Origin of the sequence: Aminobacter sp. BE322, assembly GCF_050433525.1 — a bacterium.
Taxonomy (GTDB): Bacteria; Pseudomonadota; Alphaproteobacteria; order Rhizobiales; family Rhizobiaceae; genus Aminobacter.
In genome coordinates this window covers 799846-824115 of record NZ_JBNPXB010000001.1, presented here as the reverse complement: position 1 = coordinate 824115, position 24270 = coordinate 799846, and the positions used below count along the sequence as shown (strand labels likewise).

At 66.7% G+C, this 24270-nt stretch carries 20 protein-coding genes; 10 read left to right on the top strand and 10 right to left on the bottom strand.

The window, feature by feature from the left end; all coding sequences use genetic code 11:
- Window positions 1-56: 56 nt before the first annotated feature.
- Entirely contained in the window at window positions 57-3200 is a 3144-nt protein-coding gene (locus J2X50_RS03740) for an efflux RND transporter permease subunit (protein WP_429091621.1), read from the top strand.
- Between the two features lie 169 nt (window positions 3201-3369).
- On the opposite strand, the gene J2X50_RS03735 is transcribed toward J2X50_RS03740, so the two are convergent.
- Complete coding sequence (locus J2X50_RS03735; RefSeq protein WP_429091618.1) at window positions 3370-4581, bottom strand: diaminopropionate ammonia-lyase; 1212 nt, start codon at window positions 4579-4581, stop codon at window positions 3370-3372.
- Between the two features lie 99 nt (window positions 4582-4680).
- Between J2X50_RS03735 and J2X50_RS03730 the strand changes: the two genes are divergently transcribed.
- The gene (locus tag J2X50_RS03730; RefSeq protein ID WP_429091615.1) at window positions 4681-5148 is read left to right on the top strand and encodes an Lrp/AsnC family transcriptional regulator; all 468 of its coding nucleotides are present in this window, start codon (window positions 4681-4683) and stop codon (window positions 5146-5148) included.
- A gap of 51 nt (window positions 5149-5199) precedes the next feature.
- On the opposite strand, the gene J2X50_RS03725 is transcribed toward J2X50_RS03730, so the two are convergent.
- From J2X50_RS03725 to uvrB, 3 genes are all read right to left on the bottom strand, one after another.
- Window positions 5200-5625, bottom strand: a complete 426-nt coding sequence (locus J2X50_RS03725; protein ID WP_429091612.1) for a VOC family protein — start codon at window positions 5623-5625, stop codon at window positions 5200-5202.
- Between the two features lie 415 nt (window positions 5626-6040).
- Window positions 6041-6241: a hypothetical protein gene (locus J2X50_RS03720; protein WP_429091611.1), complete on the bottom strand. Its 201-nt coding sequence runs from the start codon at window positions 6239-6241 to the stop codon at window positions 6041-6043.
- 224 nt (window positions 6242-6465) lie between these two features.
- A complete protein-coding gene (uvrB, locus tag J2X50_RS03715; RefSeq protein ID WP_429091608.1) occupies window positions 6466-9666 on the bottom strand; it encodes an excinuclease ABC subunit UvrB in 3201 nt (1066 codons plus the stop codon).
- A 347-nt stretch (window positions 9667-10013) separates the two neighbouring features.
- Here uvrB and J2X50_RS03710 point away from each other — a divergent pair, with 347 nt between their 5' ends.
- From J2X50_RS03710 to J2X50_RS03700, 3 genes are all read left to right on the top strand, one after another.
- Window positions 10014-11111 carry a glycosyltransferase family 4 protein gene (locus J2X50_RS03710; protein WP_429091605.1) on the top strand — a complete coding sequence of 366 codons (1098 nt, stop codon included), beginning with the start codon at window positions 10014-10016 and terminating at the stop codon, window positions 11109-11111.
- 114 nt (window positions 11112-11225) lie between these two features.
- Window positions 11226-12263, top strand: a complete 1038-nt coding sequence (locus J2X50_RS03705; protein WP_429091848.1) for a CapA family protein — start codon at window positions 11226-11228, stop codon at window positions 12261-12263.
- 176 nt (window positions 12264-12439) lie between these two features.
- Window positions 12440-13393 (top strand): DUF3137 domain-containing protein, encoded by a 954-nt coding sequence (locus J2X50_RS03700; protein WP_429091603.1) that lies wholly within the window; start codon window positions 12440-12442, stop codon window positions 13391-13393.
- 28 nt (window positions 13394-13421) lie between these two features.
- Here J2X50_RS03700 and J2X50_RS03695 read toward each other — a convergent pair whose 3' ends face one another.
- Window positions 13422-13679 (bottom strand): SemiSWEET family sugar transporter, encoded by a 258-nt coding sequence (locus J2X50_RS03695; RefSeq protein WP_340038269.1) that lies wholly within the window; start codon window positions 13677-13679, stop codon window positions 13422-13424.
- A gap of 464 nt (window positions 13680-14143) precedes the next feature.
- Between J2X50_RS03695 and J2X50_RS03690 the strand changes: the two genes are divergently transcribed.
- Both J2X50_RS03690 and J2X50_RS03685 read left to right on the top strand, forming a co-directional pair.
- Window positions 14144-14386 carry a DUF1344 domain-containing protein gene (locus tag J2X50_RS03690; RefSeq protein WP_429091601.1) on the top strand — a complete coding sequence of 81 codons (243 nt, stop codon included), beginning with the start codon at window positions 14144-14146 and terminating at the stop codon, window positions 14384-14386.
- A 332-nt stretch (window positions 14387-14718) separates the two neighbouring features.
- Window positions 14719-16341 carry an FAD-binding oxidoreductase gene (locus tag J2X50_RS03685; protein WP_429091599.1) on the top strand — a complete coding sequence of 541 codons (1623 nt, stop codon included), beginning with the start codon at window positions 14719-14721 and terminating at the stop codon, window positions 16339-16341.
- Window positions 16342-16344: 3 nt separating this feature from the next.
- On the opposite strand, the gene J2X50_RS03680 is transcribed toward J2X50_RS03685, so the two are convergent.
- Both J2X50_RS03680 and J2X50_RS03675 read right to left on the bottom strand, forming a co-directional pair.
- Window positions 16345-17475, bottom strand: a complete 1131-nt coding sequence (locus tag J2X50_RS03680) for a hypothetical protein (RefSeq protein ID WP_429091596.1) — start codon at window positions 17473-17475, stop codon at window positions 16345-16347.
- Window positions 17476-17481: 6 nt separating this feature from the next.
- Window positions 17482-17916, bottom strand: coding sequence for a DUF4383 domain-containing protein (locus tag J2X50_RS03675; protein ID WP_429091593.1), 435 nt, complete (start codon window positions 17914-17916; stop codon window positions 17482-17484).
- Between the two features lie 154 nt (window positions 17917-18070).
- On the opposite strand from J2X50_RS03675, the gene J2X50_RS03670 reads away from it, so the two are divergent.
- Window positions 18071-19009 carry a diacylglycerol/lipid kinase family protein gene (locus J2X50_RS03670; RefSeq protein WP_429091590.1) on the top strand — a complete coding sequence of 313 codons (939 nt, stop codon included), beginning with the start codon at window positions 18071-18073 and terminating at the stop codon, window positions 19007-19009.
- Window positions 19010-19232: 223 nt separating this feature from the next.
- Here the strand turns inward: J2X50_RS03670 and J2X50_RS03665 are convergent, their stop codons facing one another.
- Together J2X50_RS03665 and J2X50_RS03660 are read right to left on the bottom strand one after the other, a co-directional pair.
- Entirely contained in the window at window positions 19233-20447 is a 1215-nt protein-coding gene (locus tag J2X50_RS03665) for a mandelate racemase/muconate lactonizing enzyme family protein (RefSeq protein ID WP_429091587.1), read from the bottom strand.
- Between the two features lie 173 nt (window positions 20448-20620).
- Window positions 20621-22237: a GMC family oxidoreductase gene (locus J2X50_RS03660; RefSeq protein ID WP_429091584.1), complete on the bottom strand. Its 1617-nt coding sequence runs from the start codon at window positions 22235-22237 to the stop codon at window positions 20621-20623.
- A 180-nt stretch (window positions 22238-22417) separates the two neighbouring features.
- Between J2X50_RS03660 and J2X50_RS03655 the strand changes: the two genes are divergently transcribed.
- Window positions 22418-22810 (top strand): acyl-CoA thioesterase, encoded by a 393-nt coding sequence (locus tag J2X50_RS03655; RefSeq protein ID WP_340038261.1) that lies wholly within the window; start codon window positions 22418-22420, stop codon window positions 22808-22810.
- Between the two features lie 368 nt (window positions 22811-23178).
- On the opposite strand, the gene J2X50_RS03650 is transcribed toward J2X50_RS03655, so the two are convergent.
- The gene (locus J2X50_RS03650; RefSeq protein ID WP_429091581.1) at window positions 23179-23547 is read right to left on the bottom strand and encodes a winged helix-turn-helix transcriptional regulator; all 369 of its coding nucleotides are present in this window, start codon (window positions 23545-23547) and stop codon (window positions 23179-23181) included.
- A 108-nt stretch (window positions 23548-23655) separates the two neighbouring features.
- On the opposite strand from J2X50_RS03650, the gene J2X50_RS03645 reads away from it, so the two are divergent.
- Window positions 23656-24261: an NADPH-dependent FMN reductase gene (locus tag J2X50_RS03645; protein WP_429091578.1), complete on the top strand. Its 606-nt coding sequence runs from the start codon at window positions 23656-23658 to the stop codon at window positions 24259-24261.
- Window positions 24262-24270: the final 9 nt, after the last annotated feature.

Genomic DNA, 24270 nt, shown 5'->3' with positions numbered 1-24270 from the left:
GAACCTGCGCACTCGTGCCGGTCGACGGCCTCGTGCGCCAGATCGGAACCAAGGCCATGGCCAATTCCACCGAGGAAAAGAAGCCCTTCAACCTGTCGCGCTGGGCGATAGGCCATCCGAGCATCGCGCGCTTCCTGTTCGGGCTGATCATCATCGCCGGCGCGCTGGGGCTCATGCGCATGGGCCAGAGCGAGGACCCGGAATTCACCTTCCGCGTCATGGTCGTGCAGGCGGTCTGGCCCGGCGCCTCGATCGAGGAAATGCAGGACCAGGTGGTCAACAAGATCGAGCGCAAGCTGCAGGAGACCCCGCATCTCGACTGGGTAAAGTCCTACACCCGCGCCGGCAGCGCCATCATCACCGTGCAGGTGAAGGGCGACACCGACGCCGCCGAGGTGAAGGACGCCTTCTACCAGGTGCGCAAGAAGGTCGGCGACATCTCGGCCGAGCTGCCCAAGGGCCTGATCGGGCCGTTCTTCAACGACGAGTTCGGCGACACCTTCATCACGCTGCATTCGATCAGCGGCGACGGCTACAGCTATCCGGAACTGAAGAAGTTCGCCATCCAGGCGCGCGACGTGCTGCTGACCACGCCGGGCGTCGAGAAGGCGGTCATCCTCGGCGACCAGCCGCAGCGTATCTACATCGAAGTGTCGTCCAAGGCGCTGGCCGAGCGCGGCCTGACGCTCAACGATCTGCGCAACACCATTGCCGGCCAGAACAACATCGACCCGGCGGGCGCCGTCGACACCGGCACGCGCTCGGTCCGCATCTCGGTCGAGGGCGATCTCAGCAAGGCGTCGGATATTCGCGAACTCAGGCTGCGCGCCGGCACCCAGGTCACCAGGCTCGGCGACATCGCCACCGTGACCCCCGGCCTCGAAGACCCGTATTCGCGCAAGTTCCGTTTCAACGGCAAGGACAGCGTCCAGGTCGGCGTGGTGATGGCCAAGGGCTTCAACGTCACCGACGTCGGCAAGGCGGTGGAGGCGACCTACGAGCGCTTCGAGACCTCGCTGCCCTATGGCGTTGCCGTCGACCAGATCTCCAACCAGCCGGAGGTGGTGACCGAGGCGGTCGGCGAATTCATGAAGGCGCTGGTCGAGGCGCTCTTGATCGTGCTCGTCGTCTCGTTCCTGTCGATCGGCTGGCGCTCGGGCCTGGTCATCGCGATCACCATCCCGCTGGTGCTCGCGGCCACCTTCGCCATCATGTACGAGCTCGGCATCGACCTGCAGCGCATCTCGCTGGGCGCGCTGATCATCGCGCTGGGGCTGCTCGTCGACGATGCGATGATCGTCATCGAGATGATGGAGCGGAAGCTCGAGGAGGGGCTGGTCAAGATCGAGGCGGCGAGCTTCGCCTATTCGTCCACGGCCTTCCCGATGCTGACCGGCACGCTGATCACCACGGCCGGCTTCATTCCCGTCGGCTTCGCGGAATCGACCGCCGGCGAATATGTGCGCTCGCTGTTCTACGTCGTCGGCATAGCACTCGTGACGTCGTGGTTCGTGGCGGTCTATTTCACGCCGTGGCTGGGCAACATGATCCTGAAGCAGCGCAAGCACGCCGGCAGCCATCACGACGTGTTCGACACGCGCTTCTACCGCCGCCTGCGTTCGACGGTCGGCTGGGCGGTGCGGCACCGCATCATCGTGCTGGCGCTGACGCTGGTCGCCTTCTTCGGCTCGCTGTTCGCCTTCCAGTTCATCCCGCAGAACTTCTTCCCGCAGTCGTCGCGTCCGGAAATCCTGGTCGACCTCTGGCTGCCGGAAGGCACCAGCATCACGGAAGTGGAGAAGCAGGCCGAGGCGCTGGAAGCCAGGATGATGGACGATCCGGACAAAAAGTTCATCGCCACCTTCATCGGCGAGGGCGCGCCGCGCTTCTTCCTGCCGCTCGACCAGCAACTGCGCAACCCGAACTACGCCCAGCTGCTCGTGATGGCCAACGACGAGCCGGCGCGCGAGCGGCTGATCACCAAGATGCGGACCATCCTGGCCGAGGACTTCCCCTCAGTGCGCGGCAAGGTCGACCGCCTGTTCCTCGGCCCGCCCACCGGCTGGCCGGTGCAGCTGCGCGTCATGGGCCCCGACCGGGCCGAGGTGCGCCGCATCGCCGACCAGGTCAAGGCGAAGTTCGCCGAGAACCCTCAATTGACCGCCATCCACGACGACTGGCTCGAGCCGGTGCCGGCGATGAAGCTGGTGGTCGACCAGGACCGGGCGCGGGCGCTGGGCGTGACCTCGCAGCGCATCCGCCAGATGCTGCAGGCGACCATGTCGGGCGCGCCGCTCGACGACTTCCGCGACGGCGAGGAGACGGTGTCGATCGTCGCCCGCGAGCCGGAGGCCAACCGGCACCTGCTGTCGGCGGTCGACTCGGTCTACATCCCGACCGACTTCGGCGGTTTCGTGCCGCTGTCGCAGGTGGCCAAGGTGGTGCCGGTGATGGAGCAGGGCATCGAATGGCGCCGCGACCGCCTGCCGACGATCACCGTCAGGGCGACGCTGCCGGACGGCATCCAGCCGAACGACGTGACGATGAAGCTGTTCAGCGACCTCAAGCCGCTGCGCGACAGCCTCGCTGCCGGCTACAAGGTCGAGATCCAGGGCGGCGCCGAAGATGCCGCCGAGAGCCAGGCCTCGATCGCCGCCAAGGCACCGGTCATGCTCCTGGTCATCGTGCTGCTGCTCATGGTGCAGCTGCAGCACTTCGGCAAGTCGATGCTGGTGCTGGCGACCGGGCCGCTGGGCATCATCGGCGCTGCGGCGGCGCTGCTGATCAGCGGCGCGCCGTTCGGCTTCGTCGCGATCCTCGGCGTCATCGCGCTGCTCGGCATCATCATCCGCAACTCGATCATCCTGGTCGACCAGATCGACCAGGACATCGCCGCGGGCATCGAGCGCTCCGAGGCGATCATCGGCGCCGCCGTGCGCCGCTTCAGGCCGATCATGCTGACGGCGATGACGGCGGTGCTGGCGCTGATCCCGATCTCGCGCGGCGTGTTCTGGGGGCCGCTCGCCTATGCGATGATGGGCGGCATCCTGGTGGCGACGGTGCTGACCATCCTGGTGCTGCCCGCCGGCTACGCCCTGTTCTTCGGCCGCGAGCCGAAGAAGGCAAAAAGCGAGCCGGAGGGCGGCGATCGCGGCAACGTCGCCGAGATTCCGCACCGGCCGGCGCTGGCGGCCGAATGATCCAGCCGGCAATCGACAGTTTGGAAAGGCCGCCTCCGGGCGGCCTTTTCATTTGCCGATCCCGGGCGCAGGCATGTGGCGGCCGCCCCCATGCGGCGTCAGCGCCTGCATCGACATGGCGGAGAGGCAGCCGGCCTTCGACGGCGAATTTCCCGGGCGAGACGCGCTCCTACTTCACCGCGACGGCCGCGATATTGGCGGCGAGGTCGGCCGGGCTGATGCCGACCAACTGGCGGTACCGTTCGGGGTCCGTGGCGCCTTCGGTGACGATGAGAAGTGCGCGCGAGCTGGCGTCGAGGCCGATCGCGGCGCGCATTTCGGCATTGCGCGCGGCGCGGAACAGACCCGCCATCCCGGCGGCACCGCTCTCGCCGGCAACGACGACCGGATCGTGGCCGAGCGGACGGGCGAGCCGGTTCATGACCTCGACAGCGTCCTCGTCCTCGACGGTCATGAAGGCATCGGCGGTGCGCGCCAGGATGCGCCAGGCCAGCAGCGACGGCTCGTAGCATTCGAGCATCGCCATGACGGTCGGCTCGCCGTGCTCGATCTTGACCGGGTGGCCGGCACGCGCGGTCTCGAAGATGCAGGCGGCGCGGACCGGGTCGACGACGACGAAAGTCGGGCGCCGTTCGCCGAAGCGGTCCGCGAGATAGGCGGCGGTGGCGGCGGCGATGCCGCCCACGCCGGCCTGGACGAAGACATGGGTCGGCGGCGCGGGCAACTTGTCCAGCGCCTCGCGCATGATCGCGGTGTAGCCCTGCATGACCAGCCCGGGGATGCGCTCGTAGCCCGGCCACGACGTGTCGGAGACGACGGTCCAGCCATTCGCTTCGCAGACGCGGGCGGACTCGGCGACGGAATCGTCATAGGTGCCGGCGACGCGCACCATTTCGGCGCCGTAGCGGGCGATGGCCTCGACGCGGGCGTCGCTGACGCCGCCATGGACGAAGATCACCGAGCGGGCGCCGACCAGCTGCGCGCCTTGCGCGACCGAACGGCCGTGGTTGCCGTCGGTGGCGCAGCCGAAGGTCATCGCCACCGAGATGCTGGCCACTTCGGGGCTGTGCAGTTCGCCGATGCCGACCGGGCGGCCGAGTTCCTTTTCCGCCGCCTCCAGCACCAGGCGGATGACCGCATAGGCGCCGCCGAGCGCCTTGAAGCTGCCGAGGCCGAGGCGGTAGCCCTCGTCCTTGAGGTGGATGGCGCCGATGCCGAGCTCGGCGGCGAGCGCGGGCAGGGCGCGCAGCGGCGTGGCACGGTGGTTGGGCCGGTGCGACAGGAAGCGGGCCACCGTCTCGGCGGCCTCGACGCCGAGGGTTTCGGCGTCTTCCGGCATGAGCGGCTGGCGATGGTCGGGGTGCTGGTTGCGGATGAGCATGGTCTCGGCCTCCTGTGTCGGTGCATTGATATTGCAAGGAGGGTGAGAAAGGCGCTCTATTCCGGTGGTAATCGTGCAAGTTTGTTTCGTGGGGCGGCAATGGCGACGGAACTCGATGCGTTCGACCTGAAGATTCTCTCGATCCTGCAGCAGGACAACGCGACACCGCAGCGCGAGATCGGCGAGGCGGTGAACCTGTCGGCGCCGGCGGTGCAGCGGCGCATCAAGCGCATGGAAGAGGCTGGTGTGATCGCCGCCAACGTCGCGGTGGTCGATCCCGACAAGGCGGGGCGGCCGATCACCATCATCGTCGAGATCGCGGTGGAGAGCGAGCGTGTCGACCTGCTCGACGCGGTCAAGGCGAGCTTCGCCGCAGCACACGAGGTGCAGCAATGCTACTACGTCACCGGCGATGCCGATTTCGTGCTGGTGGTGACGGTGGCGTCGATGGCCGAATACGAGGCGCTGACCAGGCGGCTGTTCTTCGCCAATCCCAACATCAGGCGCTTTCGCACGCTGGTGGCGATGGACCGGGTGAAAGTCGGACTGAGCGTGCCGCTGATGTGAGAACCCGCCCGCCATGGGGCGGACGGGTTCTTGCCACGCTTGCGACGATCGTTATTTCTTGACCGGCGCGTTCATGGCCCAGGCGACGCCGAACGGGTCGCGCAACTGGCCCCAGCGGTCGCCCCAGAACATGACGTCGAGAGGCACGACGATCTCGCAACCTGCTTCGACCGCGCGCTTCCACCAGGCGTCGATGTCGTCGCCGAGGATGAGCTGCATGGTGTAGCCCTGGGCCTTTTCGTGCGGGTGGCCATGCTCGGGATAGGCATCGCACAGCATCAGCGACGAGCCGTTGATGTAGAGATGGCAGTGCATCGTGCGGCCCTGCTCGTCCGGCGGGTAGGCGAAGACCTGCTCGGCACCGAAGGCGCGCTTGTAGAATTCGGCCGCCTTGAAGGCGCCGTCGACCTGCAGATAGGCGATCAGGCCGCCAAGGACCTTCGGGGCAGGGTATTCGACTTTCTGGGCTTCCGACATTTCGTTCTCCGTTCCTCGGTTTGAACCAATCGCCGCAACGCGGCGCCTGTTTCGGGCATCATGGATAGCCGTGGACCGATGCCTCGCCTTGAAGACGAACTACGCCGGCCGAAGCCGACATGGCCGGCAGAACTTTTTTCAGCCGGGTGTGGGTAAGCTGAAGGCGCAAACGATGGCGCCTGCGAATCACCCCCACCCCTAACCCCTCCCCACAAGGGGGAGGGGGACTTGCTGCGTGCTCCCCCTCGCGAATACGTGGCTGCGCTATACCGCCGGGATCGCCTCGCCAGAGTCTCCCTCCCCCTTGTGGGGAGGGGTCAGGGGTGGGGGTGCGTCGCCGCACAAACGGACGAAAACAAATATTGCTTGAGCGCTGATCTTGGCGCGCGTTTGACGCCCCCGGCGGCATAGCGATTTAGAGGGGCCGCGTCCGACCGGCCCTGATTTCTGCAAGCGCCTTTTCAGCCAGCATGTCGAGCCTTCCGGCGGCCGCGTCTTCCGCGATCTGCCGATCCCAGCGTTCAGCCTGCAACTCTGCAAACCATGCGGCGAACTTCTTCAGCTCGTCCTTGGACAGAGCCTCAACGGATTTCTGAAGCTGCTCAAGCTTGGTCATGGGCGGAAGATACCATGGCTCCGGTCATGCGCAATTGATAGCCAGCGGTCTGCAATCACCCCCACCCCTAACCCCTCCCCACAAGGGGGAGGGGGATTTTGCTGCGTTCCCGCCTCGCGAATACATGGTTGCGCTGTGCCGCCGGAATGACCTCGCCAGAGTCTCCCTCCCCCTTGTGGGGAGGGGTCAGGGGTGGGGGTATCCAGCCATGAAATGTCGCGGTGCTACTGCCCCGGCCGTCCCGACTTGCCGGGTTTCTTCCTCTCGCGCGCGGCTTCGGCCGGGTCCTCGTAGGAGCCGGCGCCGATCTTGGCGCGCTTGATCGGCTTGACGCCTTCGACCGGCTTTTCGGTGCGACGCACCGTCATCTCGTCGAGGTCGTTCTTGCGAAACAGCGACTTGTTCTTTTCGCTCACGCTGTCGCCGCTGCGCGGCTCGCTCCGCGGGGGCGCGCCAACAGGCGCGGCGGCCGGTCGGCCGCCCGGGCTTCGCCCGTCGTCAGGCACACCATAATCCGAGCCATGCGCCTCGGCCGCCGACTGCTTCTTGAACAGCGAGCGCGAGACAGCCCCCGCCGGCGTCGCCATGTCGGTGCCGGGGCCCATGTCGTCGATATGCGGCTTGCGGAACAGGTTGGGCCGCGCGGCCTTCGCCGCCTCCTCGGCGGCGCGCGCCTCGTCGAGCTTGCGGAAGCGCTCCTGCTCCTCGGCCGTGCGGTGCTTGGCGACGCCCTTGTTGTGCTTGCCCTTCTCGCGGCCCGAAGCGGGGCTCTGGCCCTCGACTTCACGCGCCAGCGGATCGTCGGAGATGGCGAGCTCCATCTCGCGCAGGCGCTTGATCTCGTCGCGGATGCGAGCGGCCTTCTCGAAGTCGAGGTCGGCGGCGGCGTTGCGCATCTGCTTGTCGAGCGCGTCGAGATGGGCTTTTAGGTTGTTGCCGACCATGGCGCCGGCATCGTCGGTGAACTGCGAGATGTCGGCGCGGACGTGATCCTTCTCGTAGACGGACTCGAGAATGTCGGCGATGCGCGACTTGACGCTTTCCGGGGTGATGCCGTTGGCCTGGTTCCACAACATCTGCTTCTCGCGGCGGCGCGTGGTCTCGGCCATGGCGCGCTCCATCGAGCCGGTGACCTGGTCGGCGTAGAGGATGACCTTGCCGTCGACGTTACGCGCCGCGCGGCCGATGGTCTGGATCAGCGAGGTCTCGGAGCGCAGGAAACCTTCCTTGTCGGCGTCGAGGATGGCGACGAAACCACATTCGGGAATGTCGAGGCCTTCGCGCAAAAGGTTGATGCCGACCAGCACGTCGAAGGCGCCGAGGCGCAGGTCGCGGAGGATCTCGATGCGCTCCAGCGTGTCGATGTCTGAGTGCATGTAGCGGACGCGCACGCCGTTCTCGTGCAGGTATTCGGTCAGGTCCTCGGCCATCCGTTTGGTCAGCACGGTGACCAGCGTCCTGTAGCCGGCGGCCGTCGTCGCGCGGATCTCGCCGACGACGTCGTCGACCTGGGTCTTGGCCGGGCGCACCTCGACCGGTGGGTCGATCAGGCCGGTGGGGCGGATGACCTGCTCGGCGAAGACGCCGCCGGCTTCTTCCATCTCCCAGGCGCCCGGCGTGGCCGAGACGCCGATGGTGAGCGGGCGCATGGCGTCCCACTCCTCGAAACGCAGCGGCCGGTTGTCCATGCAGGAGGGCAGGCGGAAGCCGTATTCGGCCAGCGTCGCCTTGCGACGGAAGTCGCCTCGGTACATGCCGCCGATCTGCGGCACGGTGACGTGGCTTTCGTCGATGAAGACGAGCGCATTGTCGGGGATGTATTCGAACAGGGTCGGCGGCGGATCGCCGGGGCGGCGGCCGGTGAGGTAACGCGAATAGTTCTCGATGCCGGCGCAGGAGCCGGTGGCCTCCAGCATCTCCAGGTCGAAGCGGGTGCGCTGCTCCAGGCGCTGCGCCTCGAGCAGGCGGCCAGCCTTTTCAAGCTCTTGCAGGCGATGCTGCAGCTCTTCCTTGATCGACTTGATGGCCTGATTCAAGGTCGGGCGCGGCGTGACGTAGTGCGAGTTGGCGTAGATCTTCACGCTCTTCAGGTCGCCGGTCTTCTGGCCGGTGAGCGGGTCGAATTCGGTGATCTGCTCGATCTCGTCGCCGAACATCGAGATGCGCCAGGCCGAGTCTTCCAAGTGGGCAGGGAAGATCTCGATGGTGTCGCCGCGGACGCGGAACGAGCCGCGGACGAAGTTGATGTCCTGGCGCTTGTATTGCTGCGCCACGAGGTCGGCGAGCAGCTGGCGCTGGTCGAGCCGGTCGCCGACCTGCATCTGGAAGGTCATGGCCGTATAGGTCTCGACCGAACCGATACCGTAGATACAGGAGACCGAAGCGACGATGATGACGTCGTCGCGTTCGAGCAGCGATCGAGTCGCCGAGTGGCGCATGCGGTCGATCTGCTCGTTGATGGTCGATTCCTTCTCGATATAGGTGTCGGTGCGCGGGACGTAGGCCTCCGGCTGGTAGTAGTCGTAGTAGGAGACGAAATACTCGACCGCGTTGTCGGGGAAGAACTTCTTGAACTCGGCGTAGAGCTGGGCGGCCAGCGTCTTGTTGGGTGCGAGGATCAGCGCCGGACGCTGCGTCTCTTCGATCACCTTGGCCATGGTGAAGGTCTTGCCCGAGCCGGTGACGCCGAGCAGCACCTGGGTGCGCTCGGTCGAGTTCACGCCTTCGACGAGATCCTTGATGGCGGTTGGCTGGTCGCCGGCCGGCTCGAACTCCGACTGCATGACGATCTGGATGCCGCCCTCCGACTTTTCGGGCCGGGCCGGGCGGTGGGGAACCCATATCTCGCCGTTCTTGTGCAGCGGGTTGCCGCTCTCGATCAGCGCCGAAAGCGCCGCCACCGTGGCGGTGACGCCGGAGTTGGACAGCGAGGCCGCGTCTTCCAGCGAAATGTCGAGGCCGGCGACGGGGTTGAGGCCGGCGGCCGCGCGCTCCTTGGCGGAAGCCGCGCCGCCCATCGAGGTGCCGCGCGCCGAGCGGGTGGGGGCGGCGGAGCGCTCGGGGACTTTCTTGGGCGATTTTGCGGCTTGCCCCTCATCCCCCTGCCGGGACCTTCTCCCCGCAGGCGGGGAGAAGGGGGCAGCGTCGGCGCGGGAGCTTCCTCCTTCTCCCCGTCCTTCACGGGGAGAAGGTCCGGCAGGGGATGAGGGGCTGCGCTCGGCTTCCCGCGCGATCTCCTCGGCCCAGTCGGAGATCGAGCCGGACAATGGCGCGCCGGAGAATTCGGCCTGCGGGGCCTCGCCGAAGCCCGGGCGATGCAACGGTTCGGAGGCGTCGAGATAGGCGGTGACGCCATTGCCGCCGCGCTTGCTCGCGGCACGTCCAGAGGTCGCCGAAGGCGCATTCTTGTCGGGAGATTTGGCCATGACCGGAATATGGGCGGAGTTCGCCGAAATGGAAAGGGCGCGGCGCCGGAAAGCCGGCAGCCGCGCCGGCCGTCGGTCGGGTTCCTGACAACAGGTTGTCAGGAAGTGCTGCTCAGCGCGGGCAGGGGAGGCTGGCATTCGCCAAGATCGTGGCTAGGGGCCCGATGTCGTTGTCCTTTATGCCTGCGTACTGGACCGGGCAGGCCGGGCACTACGCGCTGCTGCGGCGATGTCTGTTTTAGTGGCGGCTGATGAATGCTACCTAGGCTCCGTCGTTTCGAGTCGGTGCCAGACGTGATTCCAAGACGTGTGTCGTTCAACCATATGTCGGCTGACATGAGGGCCGCGTGAGGATCGCGCATCTCGTGTCGCATGCCGCGCTGAACGGCGTCGCGACGAGCTCGCGGACGCTGATCCAGGCACAGCTCGACGCCGGGCACCAGGTCCTGCTGGTGCATTCGCGCAGTTCCTGGATCGAACGGCAGTCCTTCACGGGACCCATCGACATGTTGGCGTCGGACTTCGCCACCACGCCGGCGGAACTCCGCCGCGTCGGCTACGCCATCCGGGACTGGGGCCATGAGGTGGTGCATGCGCATGGCAGCCGCGGCAACAAGCACGCCATGGTGTATCGATGCGTGGCCGGAACGCCGATCGTCATGACCGCGCATACCAGGCAGCCGCAGCTGCCCTGGGCCTTCGCGCACGAGGTCATCGCGCCGAGCGCGCAGACGGCCGACTACTACCTGTCGCGCCTGCTGGTGCGGCGCAAGCACATGCATGTGGTGCCACACATGTTCGACATCCGCAGCGTGGAGCCGGCCAGCGACCCGCGACGGGCCGCGGCGCGCGAAAGCCTGGGGCTCAGGCCCGAGGCGTTCGTCATCGGTTCGGTCGGCGACATCTGTCCGCGCAAGAACCAGCTCGACATGGTGGCGGTGCTGTCCAGGCTCGTCGCGGCCGGCATCGACGCGGAGCTGCTCCTGATCGGCCTGTTCGCGGACTCGGCGCGGGAAGGGCTCTGGGGCGGGGCGCTCGGCGATCCGCTGGTGGCCAACCGGGTGCACCTGGTGGGCGAGCGAAACGACGCGGTCGCGCTGATGGGCGCCATGGACGCGTATCTGTGCACGTCGCGCATGGAGGAGGGGCCGATCGCCACGCTCGAGGCCATGGCTACCGAGCTGCCGGTGCTGACGACGGATGTCGGCTATTCGTCGGAACTGATCGTCGACGGCGAGAGCGGCTATCTGTCCGGCCATGGCGACGTGGACGCCATGGCCGGGCGGGCCGCTGTCCTGGCAGGCGATGCCGCCCTGCGCAACGCCATCGGCGCGGCGGCGCGGCGGGCGGTCGCCCGGCTGCAGCCGCCGGCGATCGTGTCGCGGATCGACCAGGTCTACCGGCTGGCGGCGGCACGGGCGCGGCAGAAACCTGCGCAAAAATGACCGTGGGCCGGTCGGGGCCAGCTTGCGGCAATGAATTGCTGCTACTGTGCAATTTTGCGGGACCCGCCCGTCCGTCCAGGACATGAGGTGCCCGATCGAATTGCCGGGCGCCGCGTGTCGAATTATCCGCTCTCCTACAAGATCTCCTGGCCGGCGCGCTTCCTGAAGCCGTCGGCGGCCGGCGATGCCTCCGGCTATCTGCCGGGCGAAGGCGCACTCATGCCGAGGCCGGCAAGATGCGTGCGGCTCGCCTTCGTCGGCGACATTTCGGCGGTGGCCAACAGGCGCGCGCCGGTTTGCGACGCGCAACTCGCCGCGCTTTTGGCCTCGGCCGACCTGGTGGTCGGCAATTGCGAGAGCCCGGTGGTCGGCAAGCCGAGCGCCAGGCTCGGCACGCGGCTCGGCACCCGCCATGCGATGACGGCCGATTTCCTGACCGACGTGCTTGCGGCGACCGGTATCGCGCCCGCGCGCCTGGTCCTGTCCCTGGCCAACAACCACGTGCTCGACCAGGGGATCGAAGGCTACGACGAGACCCGCGCGGCCCTGGCCAGGCTCGGCATCGCGACGATCGGGGCGGCGGCCGGGCTGCTTGCGGTGGCGGCCGGGCCGCTGCGGATCGGCCTTGCGGCCTACACGCAATGGCGCAACGCCGATGCCGCGGCTTTCAGCGGACGCGCGGTCATGGCCGATGCGTTCTTCGCCGCCAGCCGCGGCGGCATCGAAGGTGCGGAGGGCGTCGACCTCGTCTGCGCCGTGCCGCACTGGGACTGGGAGTTCCGTCACTTCCCGCGCGCGGCGACACGCGCCGAGGCGCGGCGGCTGGCGGATCTCGGCGTCGGCCTGGTGGCCGGTCACCATGCCCATGTGGTCCAGCCCCTGGAGCGGATCGGCGGGGCGCTGGTGGCCTACGGGCTCGGCGATTTCCTCGGCACGGCCTTCGCCCGCCAGCCATGGCCTGGGCGGATCGGGGCGATCCTGATGGTCGAGGTGAGCGCCGATGCCGGGACGCGCGGGCGGGTCGCGGGCTGGAGCATGGTGCCGCTGTTTCGCGAGCGGGACGGCGACCGCGAGCGCCTGGTGCCGCTGGAGACCGTCGGCGGGCGCCTCGGCGCCAAGGCGCGGGCGCGATGGGCCGGCCTGTTCGGCTGAGCACTCTGCTTCTCATTTCGATTCCGGTCTTGCGGCCATCCCCTTGTTTCCGAACGATTCCCTGTGGCAGGGTCGCGGCGGCCGGCGATGCGAATGCGGCGGAGCAGCGCCGCGACATTTGCCGAAAAGCCGCTATCATCGGCCGGCCGGGGCACACCGGCATGGGGGAGGGGCGAATGAGCGCAGCCGGTTTCATGCCTGACGAGGCGGTCATCGCGGGCATCAGGCGGGACATCGAGGCCTATGAGGCCGAGCGCACCGCGATCAGGCGTGCCACGATGTGGCGGTTGCCGCTCAGTCTTGGTGGACTGATCGCCGCCGTTGTTGTTTTGGCGCTGGTGCTCAACCTGATTTCGGATGTCAACGAGCAATGGCTTTCGACGCTGCATGTCTATCTCTATGTGGTCGCCTTTATCGCTGCCTTCTTCGTCTACTACCGTGCGAAGAGGCCTGCTGACGCCGCCAACGCGTCGTTTCGCAACAGGCTGCTGCCGATCGCCTTCGGATTCATCAAGAATTTTCGCCATGAGAAGGCGGTGATGCCGCCGTCCTTTGCGGTGCTGCCGAAAGCAACGGTCGGCGAGTACAATGTGATGGAAATCGACGACTCCATTTCAGGTATATTCGACGATTTCTACTTCGAGCTCTACGAAACCCTGCTGATACAGCGGACCGAAAAGTTCGATTCGACCACTTTCCAAGGCGTGATCGTGGCATTCGGACTGGAGAAGCCCTTTCCCGGCATTTTGATTGCGACGGTCCGTACCAATGCGGTCTTGAGCTTTTTCAGCGAGATCTTCGGCGGCGGATTGATGGAGGTCAGGTCGGGCGTGCAAGAACTGGACATGGCCTATGAATTCCGAACCGGCAATGTCGAGGCAGCGCAGCCCTTGGTGTCAGGCCAGATGGCGCAGGCGTTGAATTGGCTCAGGGAGGCCTGGCCGGGCGAACCGGCGCGTATCGCGCTCAAAGGCAAGGACGGTTTCCTCCTGCTGCCGGACAAGAGGAACTTCTTCGAGTTACCGGCCTCGAATGTGCCATTGGACTACAAGGCGCATATCGAGCCGATGATTGCAGACATGGCGACGATGCTGGCGATCACCGCGCTGGTGCGGAAGATGGGCGCCTGAGATCGGGTCTCGACCTCGGGCATATGCTTCAGCCGTATCGCAGCTTGAGGCCGACGATGGCGAGGATGAACACCAGCGTGATCGAGTTGGACAGGATCACCGGCAGCGAGCCGATGGCGACGCCGTAGACGATCCACAGCGAGATGCCGGTGGCAAGTGCCGCGTTGGTGCCGAGCGAGATGTCGCTGGTCTTGCGCTCCCGCAGGATCTTGAGGATCTGCGGCAGCCACGCAAGCGTGGTGAGGATGGCGGCAAGGGCGCCGACGATTTCGAACAACGGGTTCAAGGCAGGGGTTCCGGGCGCACGCGGCGTGCGGCGCGCACCTATGCCAGAATCGCGGCAGCCTGTGAAGCGGCCGCGGTGGCCTGGACCAAGCGTTGGGATGTATCAGATCGTCGCGGGGCGGAGCTGATAAGCTTGCGCCAGAACTTGCCGCGGCAAGTTTTTCCGGCCCGTTCGTGATCGCCCGAAAGCAAATCGGGCGCCGCGATGGCCCCGAGGTGACGGGCGTATGACGGGCCCGAGCCTTTGCGCGACACGGGCTAGCGACGTCCGGCGACCTTCGAAGCGTTCCGTCCATGCTCGGCTGCGTTCGAATGTGGCAGAAATAAGCCTATGATAATATTAGATAATTTCACTCAACGTGATTTGCGTTGCCGGGCATCGGCGGCCAGTTTCCATCTCGTCCGGCGGATACGGCGCCAAACGCCAGGTCCGCGAGGGCGAATACAGAACGGGAGTAAGATGACATGAAGAAGTTCCTTGCAACGACCGTCGCCTCGCTTGCCATCATGGGAGCGGCCTATGCCGCCGAGGTCGAGGGCACGGTCCAGTCGGTGGATCCGGCGACGCGCTCGATCACGCTGGAAGACGGCAAGACCTATGTCGTGCCCGAGAGCATTTCCGTGGAAGGCCTCGCGGCCGGCGCCAAGGTGAAGGTGACCGTGGACGACACCACCGGCGCCGTGACGGCGATCGAAAAGGCGTCCTAAGGACCAGAGCGTTTCCGCTTTGCTTCGAATCGCAGAAACGCTCTATCTCTTTGTTTTTGCGCAATTCCGGACGGAAAACCGCTCCGCACTTTTCCTGGAATTGCTCTAGACGCATGCCTGCTCCGCCGGCCCTGCCATGCGCCGTGCGGAGCGGACTGCGCGACACCTTCCAAGATAAACGCACCTGTACAACTCGGCCGTCTCCTTGGAGGCGGCCGTTTTTTCTACCGACGACGACATAATCGACTTTATGCACGTCGAAGTTGCTCTCCTCCTCTTTTGGATTTTTGTCGAATCACGGTCTATGCTGACAGGTGGTGCGGAGGAGAATGATGGCGATCCATCGCAGGCGGCGGGGGATTTCGCGGCGGCTGTTGCTCGGGGCTGTGGCCATGGGCGGGGCGGTCTACTGGACGGGTACCGCGCTGACGCGGCTTGCCCGCGCTCCCACGGGTCCGAAGAGCCTGGGGCGCATCGCCGATGTCGACGGCATGGCGCTGGCGGCCAAACCGCTCGACGCCGCTCCCGATTTCGACCCGGCTCTGAAATGGCTCGCCAAGGGCGGTGAGGTCAACGACGCCAGCGCGCTCTCGGCGACGCCGGTCTACGGCGTGGTCGAGGTGACGAGCGAGGCCGACGTCGCCCAGGCGCTGGCATTCGCACGCGACAACGGCCTCAAGGTGTCGATGGCCGGCGTGCGGCACTCGATGGGCGGGCACGCCTTCGACGACAACGCGCTCGTGCTGGACATGCGCAAGTTCAACAAGGTGAGCGTCAACGACATCCTGAAGACGATCACGGTCGAGCCGGGCGCCACCTGGCACGACATCCAGAACCTGCTGCATCCGCGCTTTGCGGTGAAGGCGATGCAGTCGACCGACATCTTCACCGTCGGCGGCTCGATCTCCGTCAATGCCCACGGCATGGACCACCAGGCCGGCTCGGTGGCCGGCTCGATCCGATCGCTGCGGGTGATGCTGGCGAGCGGCGAGGTGGTGACCGCCTCGCGCGCCATGAACGAGGACCTGTTCCGCCATGTGGTGGGCGGCTACGGCCTGTTCGGCGTGGTGGTGTCGGCGGTGCTGGAGGTCGTCGACAACGCCGTCTACCGGACCTCGCGCGAGATCATCCGCGCCGAGCGCTTTCCACGCATGTTCGAGCGGCAGATGGAGCCGGACAAGGGGCTGGGGCTGTTCTATGGCCACCTGTCGACGTCGCCGCTGAATTTCCTCGAGGACATGATCGTCTACCGCTACGACCAGGCGGCGGATGCCGCGCCGGCCTCCCAGCCCGCGCTGGGCGAGCCTGAGGGCGTGGAGACCAAGCGGCTGGTGATGAACCTCGCCAAGCAGGGCGGCCTGTTCCAATGGGCGAAATGGCTGGCCGAGAAGTATCTCGAGCCGCGGGCCGAGACCTGCACGGTGGCGCGCACGGCGGCGATGGGCGAGGGCGAGGCGTGCCTGGTGACGCGCAACAACCCGATGCACGATTCGGTGCCCTACCTGTTCAACGACCTCCAGGACGAGACCGACATCCTGCACGAATATTTCGTGCCGCGCGGCGAGTTCAACCTGTTCCTGGCCGCCGCGCGCAGGATCATCGCGGCCCAGCCGCTCGCCCTGCTCAACGCCTCGGTGCGCGTGGTGCATGGGGAGGACGTGGCACTCCCCTATGCGACGGAGCCGGCCTTCGCGCTGGTGCTCTACGTCAACCAGAGCGCGGACGAGGCGGGCAACCAGGCGATGCGGGCGCTGACCCGGGCGATGATCGACCTGACGCTGCGCCATCGCGGCCGCTTCTTCCTGCCCTACCAGCTGCACTATACCGGCCGGCAGCTGCTGGCGTCCTATCCGGAACTGCCGGACTTCCTCGCCCGCAAGCGCAGCTACGATCCGGATGAGCTGTTCACCTCGACCTTCTATCGCGCCATCAAGGCGATGGCCGCCGTCGACTGAGGCTCAGTAGTCGTAGACGTGCTCGAGGCGGGCGCCGGAGGCCGCGAGCGCGGGCAGCACGGTGTCGAGCTTGCGCACGGCCACAAGCAGGCCGGAGCGGCGGGCGGAAGGCTCGGCCGGGAGTTGGTAGGCGAAGAGCTGGCTCGCGCCCTCGGGCGTGGCCAGCGCCTCGCCGCTCAGCACCGTGACGAGGATCTCGTCGTTGCCGCCGATCTCGACGAAGCGCACGCCCTTGCCGACCAGGCGCGGGATCATGTCGGTGAAGACCTGGTAGCGGCGGGTGACGAAGACCGCCCCGTCGTCGCCGAGATCCTTCTCCAGCCGCGTGTCGGGCTCGCCTGCGATCGCTTCGGCAACCGGTCCCTTGGCCCAGACATGGATGTCGAGCAGGGCCGGATCCGAGGTGGCGGAAAGGCCGGCCTTGATGAGGTCGGCATAGGCCTGCTTGACGGAATAGGCGAAACCGAAGGCGAATTTGCGCTCGGCCATGCGTACCGGATCGTCGCCCGGGCCAGCGGCAAGCACCATCAGCCCGGCGCGCTTTTCGGCATAGGGGAATTCGTACCAGGGCACCTGGTCGAGGAAGGCGGCATACTCGCCGGCGGTGCGGGCGAGGTAGCGGTCGGCGGGGTCCGACGGTCCGCCGGTCATGTAGGTGATGCGGCCGACCGTGTTCTCGTAGGCCCACTGGAGGATATGCTCGATCGTGTGGCTGGTGCCGATGACGGCGAGCATCTGGTGGTTGGCGAAGTTGAACGGGTATTCGTCCGAGGCGCGGATGACGGTGGCATAGTCCTGCCAGAAGCGCCCGACATAGGCCCAGTAGGGGAAGTCGCCCGGATTGCCGCGTTCGACGAAGCCGGCGTATTCGCGCGCCGCATAGACGATCGCCCATTCGGGATAGGTGAGGAAGGTCGACTCCTCGGGCCGCTGGTAGCCTAGGATCTCGGCGCGGACCTGGCCGGCGAGCGCCGCGGGCGGGGCGCCTTCGGCGATCCCGGGCAGGGGCTTGCCGTCGACGGCGTCGGTGGTGAGGAAGCCGTAGGCGAGGCCGAGGACCGGGATAAGCAGAATCAGAACAACGACAAGGACGACCGCCTTGACGAGCCGCTTGAGCAGGCGGAGCAGGAACATGCCGGTTCAGGCCGAAGCGAGGGGCGCGCGCACGCGCCGCGACAGCCAGAAGCCGACGAAGACGGCGAAGCCGCCGATCGCCAGATGCGGGGCGTTGGCGAAGAAGCGGGTCGCCAGTTCGATGTCGTCGAAGGAGCGGAAGCCGTTGATGAAGATGCCGCCGTCAAGGTAGCCGGAGCCGGTGACCAGCCCAAGCACGCCGTCGAACAGGTAGACCGCGCCGAAAAGCTTGAAATAGAGCACCGACTGGCGGTGCGACACGAAGGCGGCGACAAGCGCCCAGACGCCGGAGAAGGCATGCAGCAGGTCGTCGTACCATTGCAGCGAGAACAGGCTGAAGAGATTGCCCTCGGCGTCGTTGAAGGCCGGCACGTAGCCGACGGCGACGACGAGGAAAAACAGCGCCGCGTAGGCGACGGCCAGCTTCTGGATCAGCGACATGTACCCGTTCCCCATATTGTGGCGCGATATTAGCCGATTCCCGGGCGAGGTGAACGGGTGGGGGAAAGTCGGCCGGGCTACGCGCTCGCCTCTTGCGCATTTCCTTCGACGGCCAACAATGTGGGGCATCGGCTGCCGGGGAGGGTTTTGGTTCGTGAAGCTAGGGGTGGTCAGGAATCCGGTGGCTGGCGGCGGGCGTCTGGGCGCCCACTGGGCGGAGGTGGCGGCAGCCCTTTCCGACCGCTTCGACGACGTCGAATTCCGCGAGACCGAGGAGCCGGGCGACGGTGCGGTGCTGGCGCGCGACCTGGTGGCGCTCGGCTGCGAGGTCGTCGTCGCTGCTGGCGGCGACGGCACGATCAGCGAGGTCGCCGACGGCATCCTGCAGATGCAGGCTGAAACCGGCAGGGGTGCGGTGCTGGGCGTGCTGCCCTGCGGCACCGGGCTAGACTTCGCGCGCGGGCTGGGCATCCCGGTCGACGCCAAGTCGGCCGTCGACCGCATCGCCGACGGTTCCGACCGGGTGATCGACGCGGGGCGCATCTCCTTCATCGAGGACCACGGCCGCCTGGCCAGCCGGCATTTCGTCAACATCGCCAGCCTCGGCATGTCGGGCGCGACGGTGCGGGCGGTCAACAACGACCGCCGCAAGGGCAGGGTGTCGGCCAAGGCGCTGTTCTTCTGGCGCACGGTGACGGAGTTCCTGCGCTACCGTTTCCAGGACGTGCGCATCACCGTCGACGACGGGGTGCCGGTCGAGGCCAAGGTGGCGCTGGTGGCGGTGGCGAACGAGAGGTTCTTCGGCGGCGGCATGATGATCGCGCCCGACGCCGTGCCCGACGACGGGCTGTTCGACATCGTCATCCTGCGGGCGGCGAGCAAGCTGCAGCTCATCTTCGACATCCGCCTGCTCTATGGCGGGCGCCACCGCAACCATCCGGCGATCACCATCCTGCGCGGCCGCAGGGTGACGGTGGAGCCGCTGGGCGACCCGCTGGCGAATGCGGCACTCGTCGACATAGACGGCGAGTCGCCGGGGCATATCCCGGCGACATACGAGATGGTGCCCAGGGCGCTGACGGTGAGGTGTTGAGCGAGGCGGTTCGGAGGTTGAGTCCGGAAGGCGGCGCAAGGGGCTGATTTTACAGGGGAGAGTGCGGGTCTGCGCCGCTCCCGTCTTGATGGATCGCGATCCTTCCCACCCCCTCTGCCCTGCAGGACCCACAAGGAGGAGATTGGCAGCTTCGGCCCGCCGTTCACCCCCACCCCGGACCTCCGGCCCGACCCTCCCCACAAGGGGAGGGTCAAGGTCGCGTTCACGGGAACAGCGGGTCGGGCGTCATCTCGAGATGCAGCGGGCCGCCGGTCCAGGGATGGGCCTCGCACACCGCCTCGTCGAGCTCGACGCCGAGGCCGGGCTCCTTCGACGGGATGACCCAGCCGTCCTGCCATTCGATCTTCTGCTTCAACAGATCGGCGTGGAAGCCGTCCCAGGTCTTGATCGATTCGAGGATCAGGAAGTTGGGCAGCGTGGCGGCGAGCTGGATGTTGGCGGCGCCGACGATCGGCCCGCAATAGCAGTGCGGCGCCACCTGGACGTGATAGGCCTCGGCCATGGCGGCGATCTTCTTGGTCTCGAGGATGCCGCCGGAGCGGCCGAGGTCCGGCTGCAGGATGGTGGCGGCGCGGTTCTCGATGACGCGGGCGAACTCCCACTTGGTGGTCAGCCGCTCGCCGGTGGCGATGGGGATCCTGGTGCCGCGCGCCACCTCGGCCATGACCTCGGGCATGTCCGGCGGCACCGGCTCCTCGAACCAGAGCGGGTCGTAGGGCTCGATGGCGCGCGCCATGCGCAGCGCGCCCGACGCGGTGAACTGGCCGTGGGTGCCGAACAGGATGTCGGCGGAGGTGCCGACCGCCTCGCGGATCGCCTTCACCATGCGCACGGAGAGGTCGATGTCCTGCAATCGCGGCTGGTGGCCGTCGAAGGCGGTGTAGGGGCCGGCCGGGTCGAGCTTCAGCGCGTTGAAGCCCTGGGCGACATAGGCGAGGGCCGTCTCGGCGGCGAGGTCGGGGTCGTTGTAGACGTTCTTGCTGCTCTCGGTCTCGCCGGGGAAGACGCTGCCGCTCCTCGGATAGAGGTAGGTGTAGGAGCGCAGCCGCTCGTGCACCTGGCCGCCGAGCAGCTTGTAGACCGGCTTGCCGGCCTCCTTGCCGATGATGTCCCAGCAGGCCATCTCCAGCGCCGACACGCAGCCCATCATCGAGATGTCGGGGCGCTGGCTGAACCCGGACGAATAGGCGCGGCGGAAGAAGGTCTCGATGTCGTGCGGGTCGTGGCCGACGAGATGGCGCGCCGCGCAGTCCTCGATCATCCTGGCGGTCACGTCGGGGCCGAAGGTGGCATTGTAGGCCTCGCCGTAGCCGACGACGTTGGAATCGGTGGTGAGCTTGACGAAGATGAAGTAGCGCCCGCCCGTCTGCGGCGGCGGGTTGTCGACCACGAAGGTCTTGACGTCGGTGATTTTCATGCGGGTTCCTCCCGGTGACCTAGGCTCGCCATGCGCTGCCCCTCATCCGCCTGCCGGCACCTTCTCCCCGTAATGACGGGGCGAAGGACGCAGCTCCGGCGTTGACGTCTCCCTCTCCCCGTCTTGAACGGGGAGAGGGTAAGGGTGAGGGGCTGCGCTGACACTCAAACTGCTCACCCCGCGTCCTCCAGCACCATCTCCGCACCCTTCCAGCCGGTCATGATCGCGGCGGCGTTGGTGTTGCCGGTGATGTTGTCGGGAAAGATCGAGGCGTCGATGACGCGCAAGGCCGAGATGCCGTGGACGCGCAGGCGCGGGTCGACCACGGAGGCCGTGGGGTCGGGGCCCATGCGGCAGGTCGAGACCGGGTGGTAGACGGTGCCCGAGCGCTTGCGGAAATCCTGAATCAAGTCGGCGTCGGAAGCGATTGACGGGCCTGGCAAAACCTCCTCCGCAATGACGTCGGCGATGGGCGGCATCGAGGCGAGCCTGCGCAGGAACTTGACCGCGTCGAGCATCTCGGCGACGTCGCTTTCGGCCGAAAACGCATTGACGGTGATGCGCGGGTGAACGGTGGGATCGGCCGCGCGGATCATGATCTCGCCGCGGCTCGCCGGGCGGCAGTTGGACAGACCGATGGAGAAGCCGGGGAAGGGGTCGGGCGTCAGGATCGGCCGCTCGCCGGCTTTGGGCAGGACGGTCGAGAAGACCTGGAAATAGAGCTGCATGTTGGGGCGGGCGCGGCTGCCATCGGTGCGGAAGAAGCCGCCGCCCTGGTTCATGCTCATCGACAGCGGGCCGGAGCGCAGCAGTAGGTACTGCATGCCGGCCAGCGCCTTGCCCCACCACGGGCGCAGCAGCTGGTTGAGGGTGGGCACCCTGGCCTTCCAGGTGTAGTTGATGCCCTGGTGGTCCTGCAGGTTGCGGCCGACATGCTCGCCGGCGTGGACGACGCCGATGCCGAGATCGCGCAGCAATGCGGCGGGGCCGACGCCGGAAAGCTGCAGCAGTTGCGGCGTGTTGACCGAGCCGCCGCAGAGGATGACCTCGCGGCCGGCGCGCACGGTCTTCGCCCGGCCGTTCTGCAAATACTCGACGCCGATCGCGCGCTTGCCCTCGAACAGGACCTTCGTTGCGAGCGCATGGGTCTCGACGCGGAGGTTGGCACGCTTCATCGCCGGGCGAAGGAAGGCGCGGGCCGCGGACATGCGGCGGCCGTCCCTGGTGGTGATTTGATAAACGCCGGCGCCCTCTTGGGCCTCGCCGTTGAAGTCCTGATTCAAACCCAGGCCCGCCTGCTGGGCTGCCGCGAGGAAGCGGAGGGTGAGCGGATGCACCTTCTTGCGGTTGTCGGTGACGTGCACCGGGCCGCCGGTGCCGCGCAGCGCGTCGCCGCCGGCCTCGTTGTCCTCGATCGCCTTGAAGGCGGGCAGGAGGTCGTCGAAGCCCCAGCCGGGATTGCCGGCGTCGCGCCAGTCATCGAAGTCCTCGCGCGCGCCGCGGATCCAGACCATGGCGTTGATCGAGCTCGATCCACCGAGGATTTTTCCACGCGGCCAATGGTCCTTGTTGCCGGCAAGCCCGGGGTCGGGCTCGGCGGCATAGTTCCAGTTCACCGCCGGGTCGAAGAAGGTCTTGCCGTAGCCGAGCGGCATCTGGACGAAGAAGCGGCGGTCGGTGCCGCCGGCCTCCAGCACCAGCACCGAATGGCGGCCGCTCGCCGACAGCCTTTCGGCGACGACGGAACCGGCCGAGCCCGAGCCGACGACAATGAAATCGAAAGTCTGCATGCGGGCCGTGGCCTGTCCTGTGTGATCGCTCGGCCAGACTATCCCGTGACGGGACGGCGACGGCGGCGGTTCCGGCATGGCCTGTGAAAAATGCGACCGGCGTCGCTTTCGCGATGTTTCGTTGACGCAGCGGCGGCTGCGACGATACGGGTGGGACGAGAACGAATCCAGGGAACGCAGATGGTGCAATATGCCGACGGCAGGCCGCAGGGCGAACTGACGCTGAGGACGCTCGCCATGCCCGCCGACGCAAACGCGGCCGGCGACATCTTCGGCGGCTGGGTCATGGCGCAGATGGACCTTGCCTGCGGCATCCGAGCCGCCGAGCGGGCCCGCGGCCGCGTGGTGACGGCGGCGGTCAAGGAGATGGCCTTCGCCAAGCCGATGAAGGTCGGCGACACGCTGTGCATCTACACCCATGTCGAGCGGGTGGGGCGGACCTCGATGACGCTCAAGGTCGAGGCCTGGGCGCAGCGCTACCTGTCGGAACTGATGGAGAAGGTGACAGACGCCGACTTCATCATGGTGGCGCTGGACGGGCAGGGCCGGCCGAAGCCGGTGCCGGCGGAGTAGGCTTCACTCTGATTTCGGAAGCTGGGCGCAGGTTGAAACAAGCAGCTCGTTCAGCTTCTCGGGGAAGGGCTGGCCAGGGCCATGGGCGAATTCGAAGATATCGGTCCTACCTTCATGTATCCGATAAAATTCGTACGAGTCGTCGAATATCTCTACCGATATCGGGGGTGAGCAGTCCCATCCGAGCTGGAGCGTTGGCCAATACCCCGGCCCGATATGCTCAGGCGGTGCCAGTCGCACTCTCGCATGTACGATGAAATCCTCAGCGTTTCTGATCGTCTCTGGCGAGAACTCGCGTTCCTTTGACCGGTACAGTTGATGCACGGCTTCCGACACTTCATTCCATCCGAGCCGCATGGCGATTCCGTTCACTGTGCCGTGGCGTCGAACTTCATCCGTGCCTCTGCCACGCGGCCCTGGTTGCTGCGCGCCCATTCGCCGAGCGCGTTGACGGGCACGAGGAGCTCACAGCCTAGCTCGGTCAGCTCGTAGTCGACGCGCGGCGGGATGGTCGGGAAGACGGTGCGGGTGACGAAGCCGTCGCGTTCGAGCCCGCGCAGGGTCGTGGTCAGCATCTTCTGCGAAATGCCGCCGACCGCATGGCGCAGCTCGTTGAAGCGCATCGGCCCGGCGCCGAGCTTGCCGACGACGAGCACGGTCCACTTGTCGCCGACCCGCTGCAGGATGTCGCTGACGGCCCGGCAGTCCTCGGTGCGGTGCGGGTGCCTCGGTTTCAAAAAAGTGCCTCCTTGTGCAGGCGTTATCCGGTTACCAATATAGTGTCGGTATCAATCAGATACCAGTTCCGCACCGGATACCAAGTTTCATACCGAAAGGTTCCTGCCATGTCCAAACCCAAGATCGCCATCGTCGTCGGCTCGACGCGCGCCGCCCGCTTCGCCGACGTGCCGGTGGAATGGTTCGCCAAGATCGCGAAGACCCACGCCGACGCCGAGTTCGAAGTCGTCGACCTGCGCGACTACCCGCTGCCCTTCTTCGACGAGGTGGCCTCCTCGGCCTGGGCGCCGTCGCAGAACGTCGTGGCGCAGCGCTGGCAGAAGAAGGTCGCCGAGTTCGACGGCTTCATCTTCACTGCCGCCGAATACAACCACGGCCCGACCGCGGTGCTGAAGAACGCGCTCGATTACGCCGCCAAGGAATGGAACAAGAAGCCGGCCGGTTTCATCGGCTATGGCGGCGTCGGCGGGGCGCGCGCCGTCGAGCAGCTGCGCATGCATGCCGTCGAGCTGCAGATGGCGCCGACCAAGGCCGCCGTGCACATCGTCTGGGCCGACTTCCTGGCCGTCCGCCAGGGCGAGAAGCAGCTCTCCGACTTCGAGCATCTCAACCAGTCCGCCAACGGGCTGATCGAGGAGATCACCTGGTGGGCCAGGGCGCTGAAGCTTGCCCGCGAGGCCGACCTCATCGCCGAAGAGGCCAAGGCCGCCTGAGCGGCGAAT

What these genes read in the sequence shown, in the direction of transcription:
- uvrB (WP_429091608.1), bottom strand. Translation starts at nt 9,666, where the DNA reads ATGGCCAAATCTCCCGACAAGAATGCGCCTTCGGCGACCTCTGGACGT.
- J2X50_RS03675 (WP_429091593.1), bottom strand. Translation starts at nt 17,916, where the DNA reads ATGTCGCTGATCCAGAAGCTGGCCGTCGCCTACGCGGCGCTGTTTTTC.
- J2X50_RS03690 (WP_429091601.1), top strand. Translation starts at nt 14,144, where the DNA reads ATGAAGAAGTTCCTTGCAACGACCGTCGCCTCGCTTGCCATCATGGGA.
- J2X50_RS03685 (WP_429091599.1), top strand. Translation starts at nt 14,719, where the DNA reads ATGGCGATCCATCGCAGGCGGCGGGGGATTTCGCGGCGGCTGTTGCTC.
- J2X50_RS03645 (WP_429091578.1), top strand. Translation starts at nt 23,656, where the DNA reads ATGTCCAAACCCAAGATCGCCATCGTCGTCGGCTCGACGCGCGCCGCC.
- J2X50_RS03680 (WP_429091596.1), bottom strand. Translation starts at nt 17,475, where the DNA reads ATGTTCCTGCTCCGCCTGCTCAAGCGGCTCGTCAAGGCGGTCGTCCTT.
- J2X50_RS03655 (WP_340038261.1), top strand. Translation starts at nt 22,418, where the DNA reads ATGGTGCAATATGCCGACGGCAGGCCGCAGGGCGAACTGACGCTGAGG.
- J2X50_RS03740 (WP_429091621.1), top strand. Translation starts at nt 57, where the DNA reads ATGGCCAATTCCACCGAGGAAAAGAAGCCCTTCAACCTGTCGCGCTGG.
- J2X50_RS03700 (WP_429091603.1), top strand. Translation starts at nt 12,440, where the DNA reads ATGAGCGCAGCCGGTTTCATGCCTGACGAGGCGGTCATCGCGGGCATC.
- J2X50_RS03725 (WP_429091612.1), bottom strand. Translation starts at nt 5,625, where the DNA reads ATGTCGGAAGCCCAGAAAGTCGAATACCCTGCCCCGAAGGTCCTTGGC.
- J2X50_RS03665 (WP_429091587.1), bottom strand. Translation starts at nt 20,447, where the DNA reads ATGAAAATCACCGACGTCAAGACCTTCGTGGTCGACAACCCGCCGCCG.
- J2X50_RS03735 (WP_429091618.1), bottom strand. Translation starts at nt 4,581, where the DNA reads ATGCTCATCCGCAACCAGCACCCCGACCATCGCCAGCCGCTCATGCCG.
- J2X50_RS03660 (WP_429091584.1), bottom strand. Translation starts at nt 22,237, where the DNA reads ATGCAGACTTTCGATTTCATTGTCGTCGGCTCGGGCTCGGCCGGTTCC.
- J2X50_RS03730 (WP_429091615.1), top strand. Translation starts at nt 4,681, where the DNA reads ATGGCGACGGAACTCGATGCGTTCGACCTGAAGATTCTCTCGATCCTG.
- J2X50_RS03720 (WP_429091611.1), bottom strand. Translation starts at nt 6,241, where the DNA reads ATGACCAAGCTTGAGCAGCTTCAGAAATCCGTTGAGGCTCTGTCCAAG.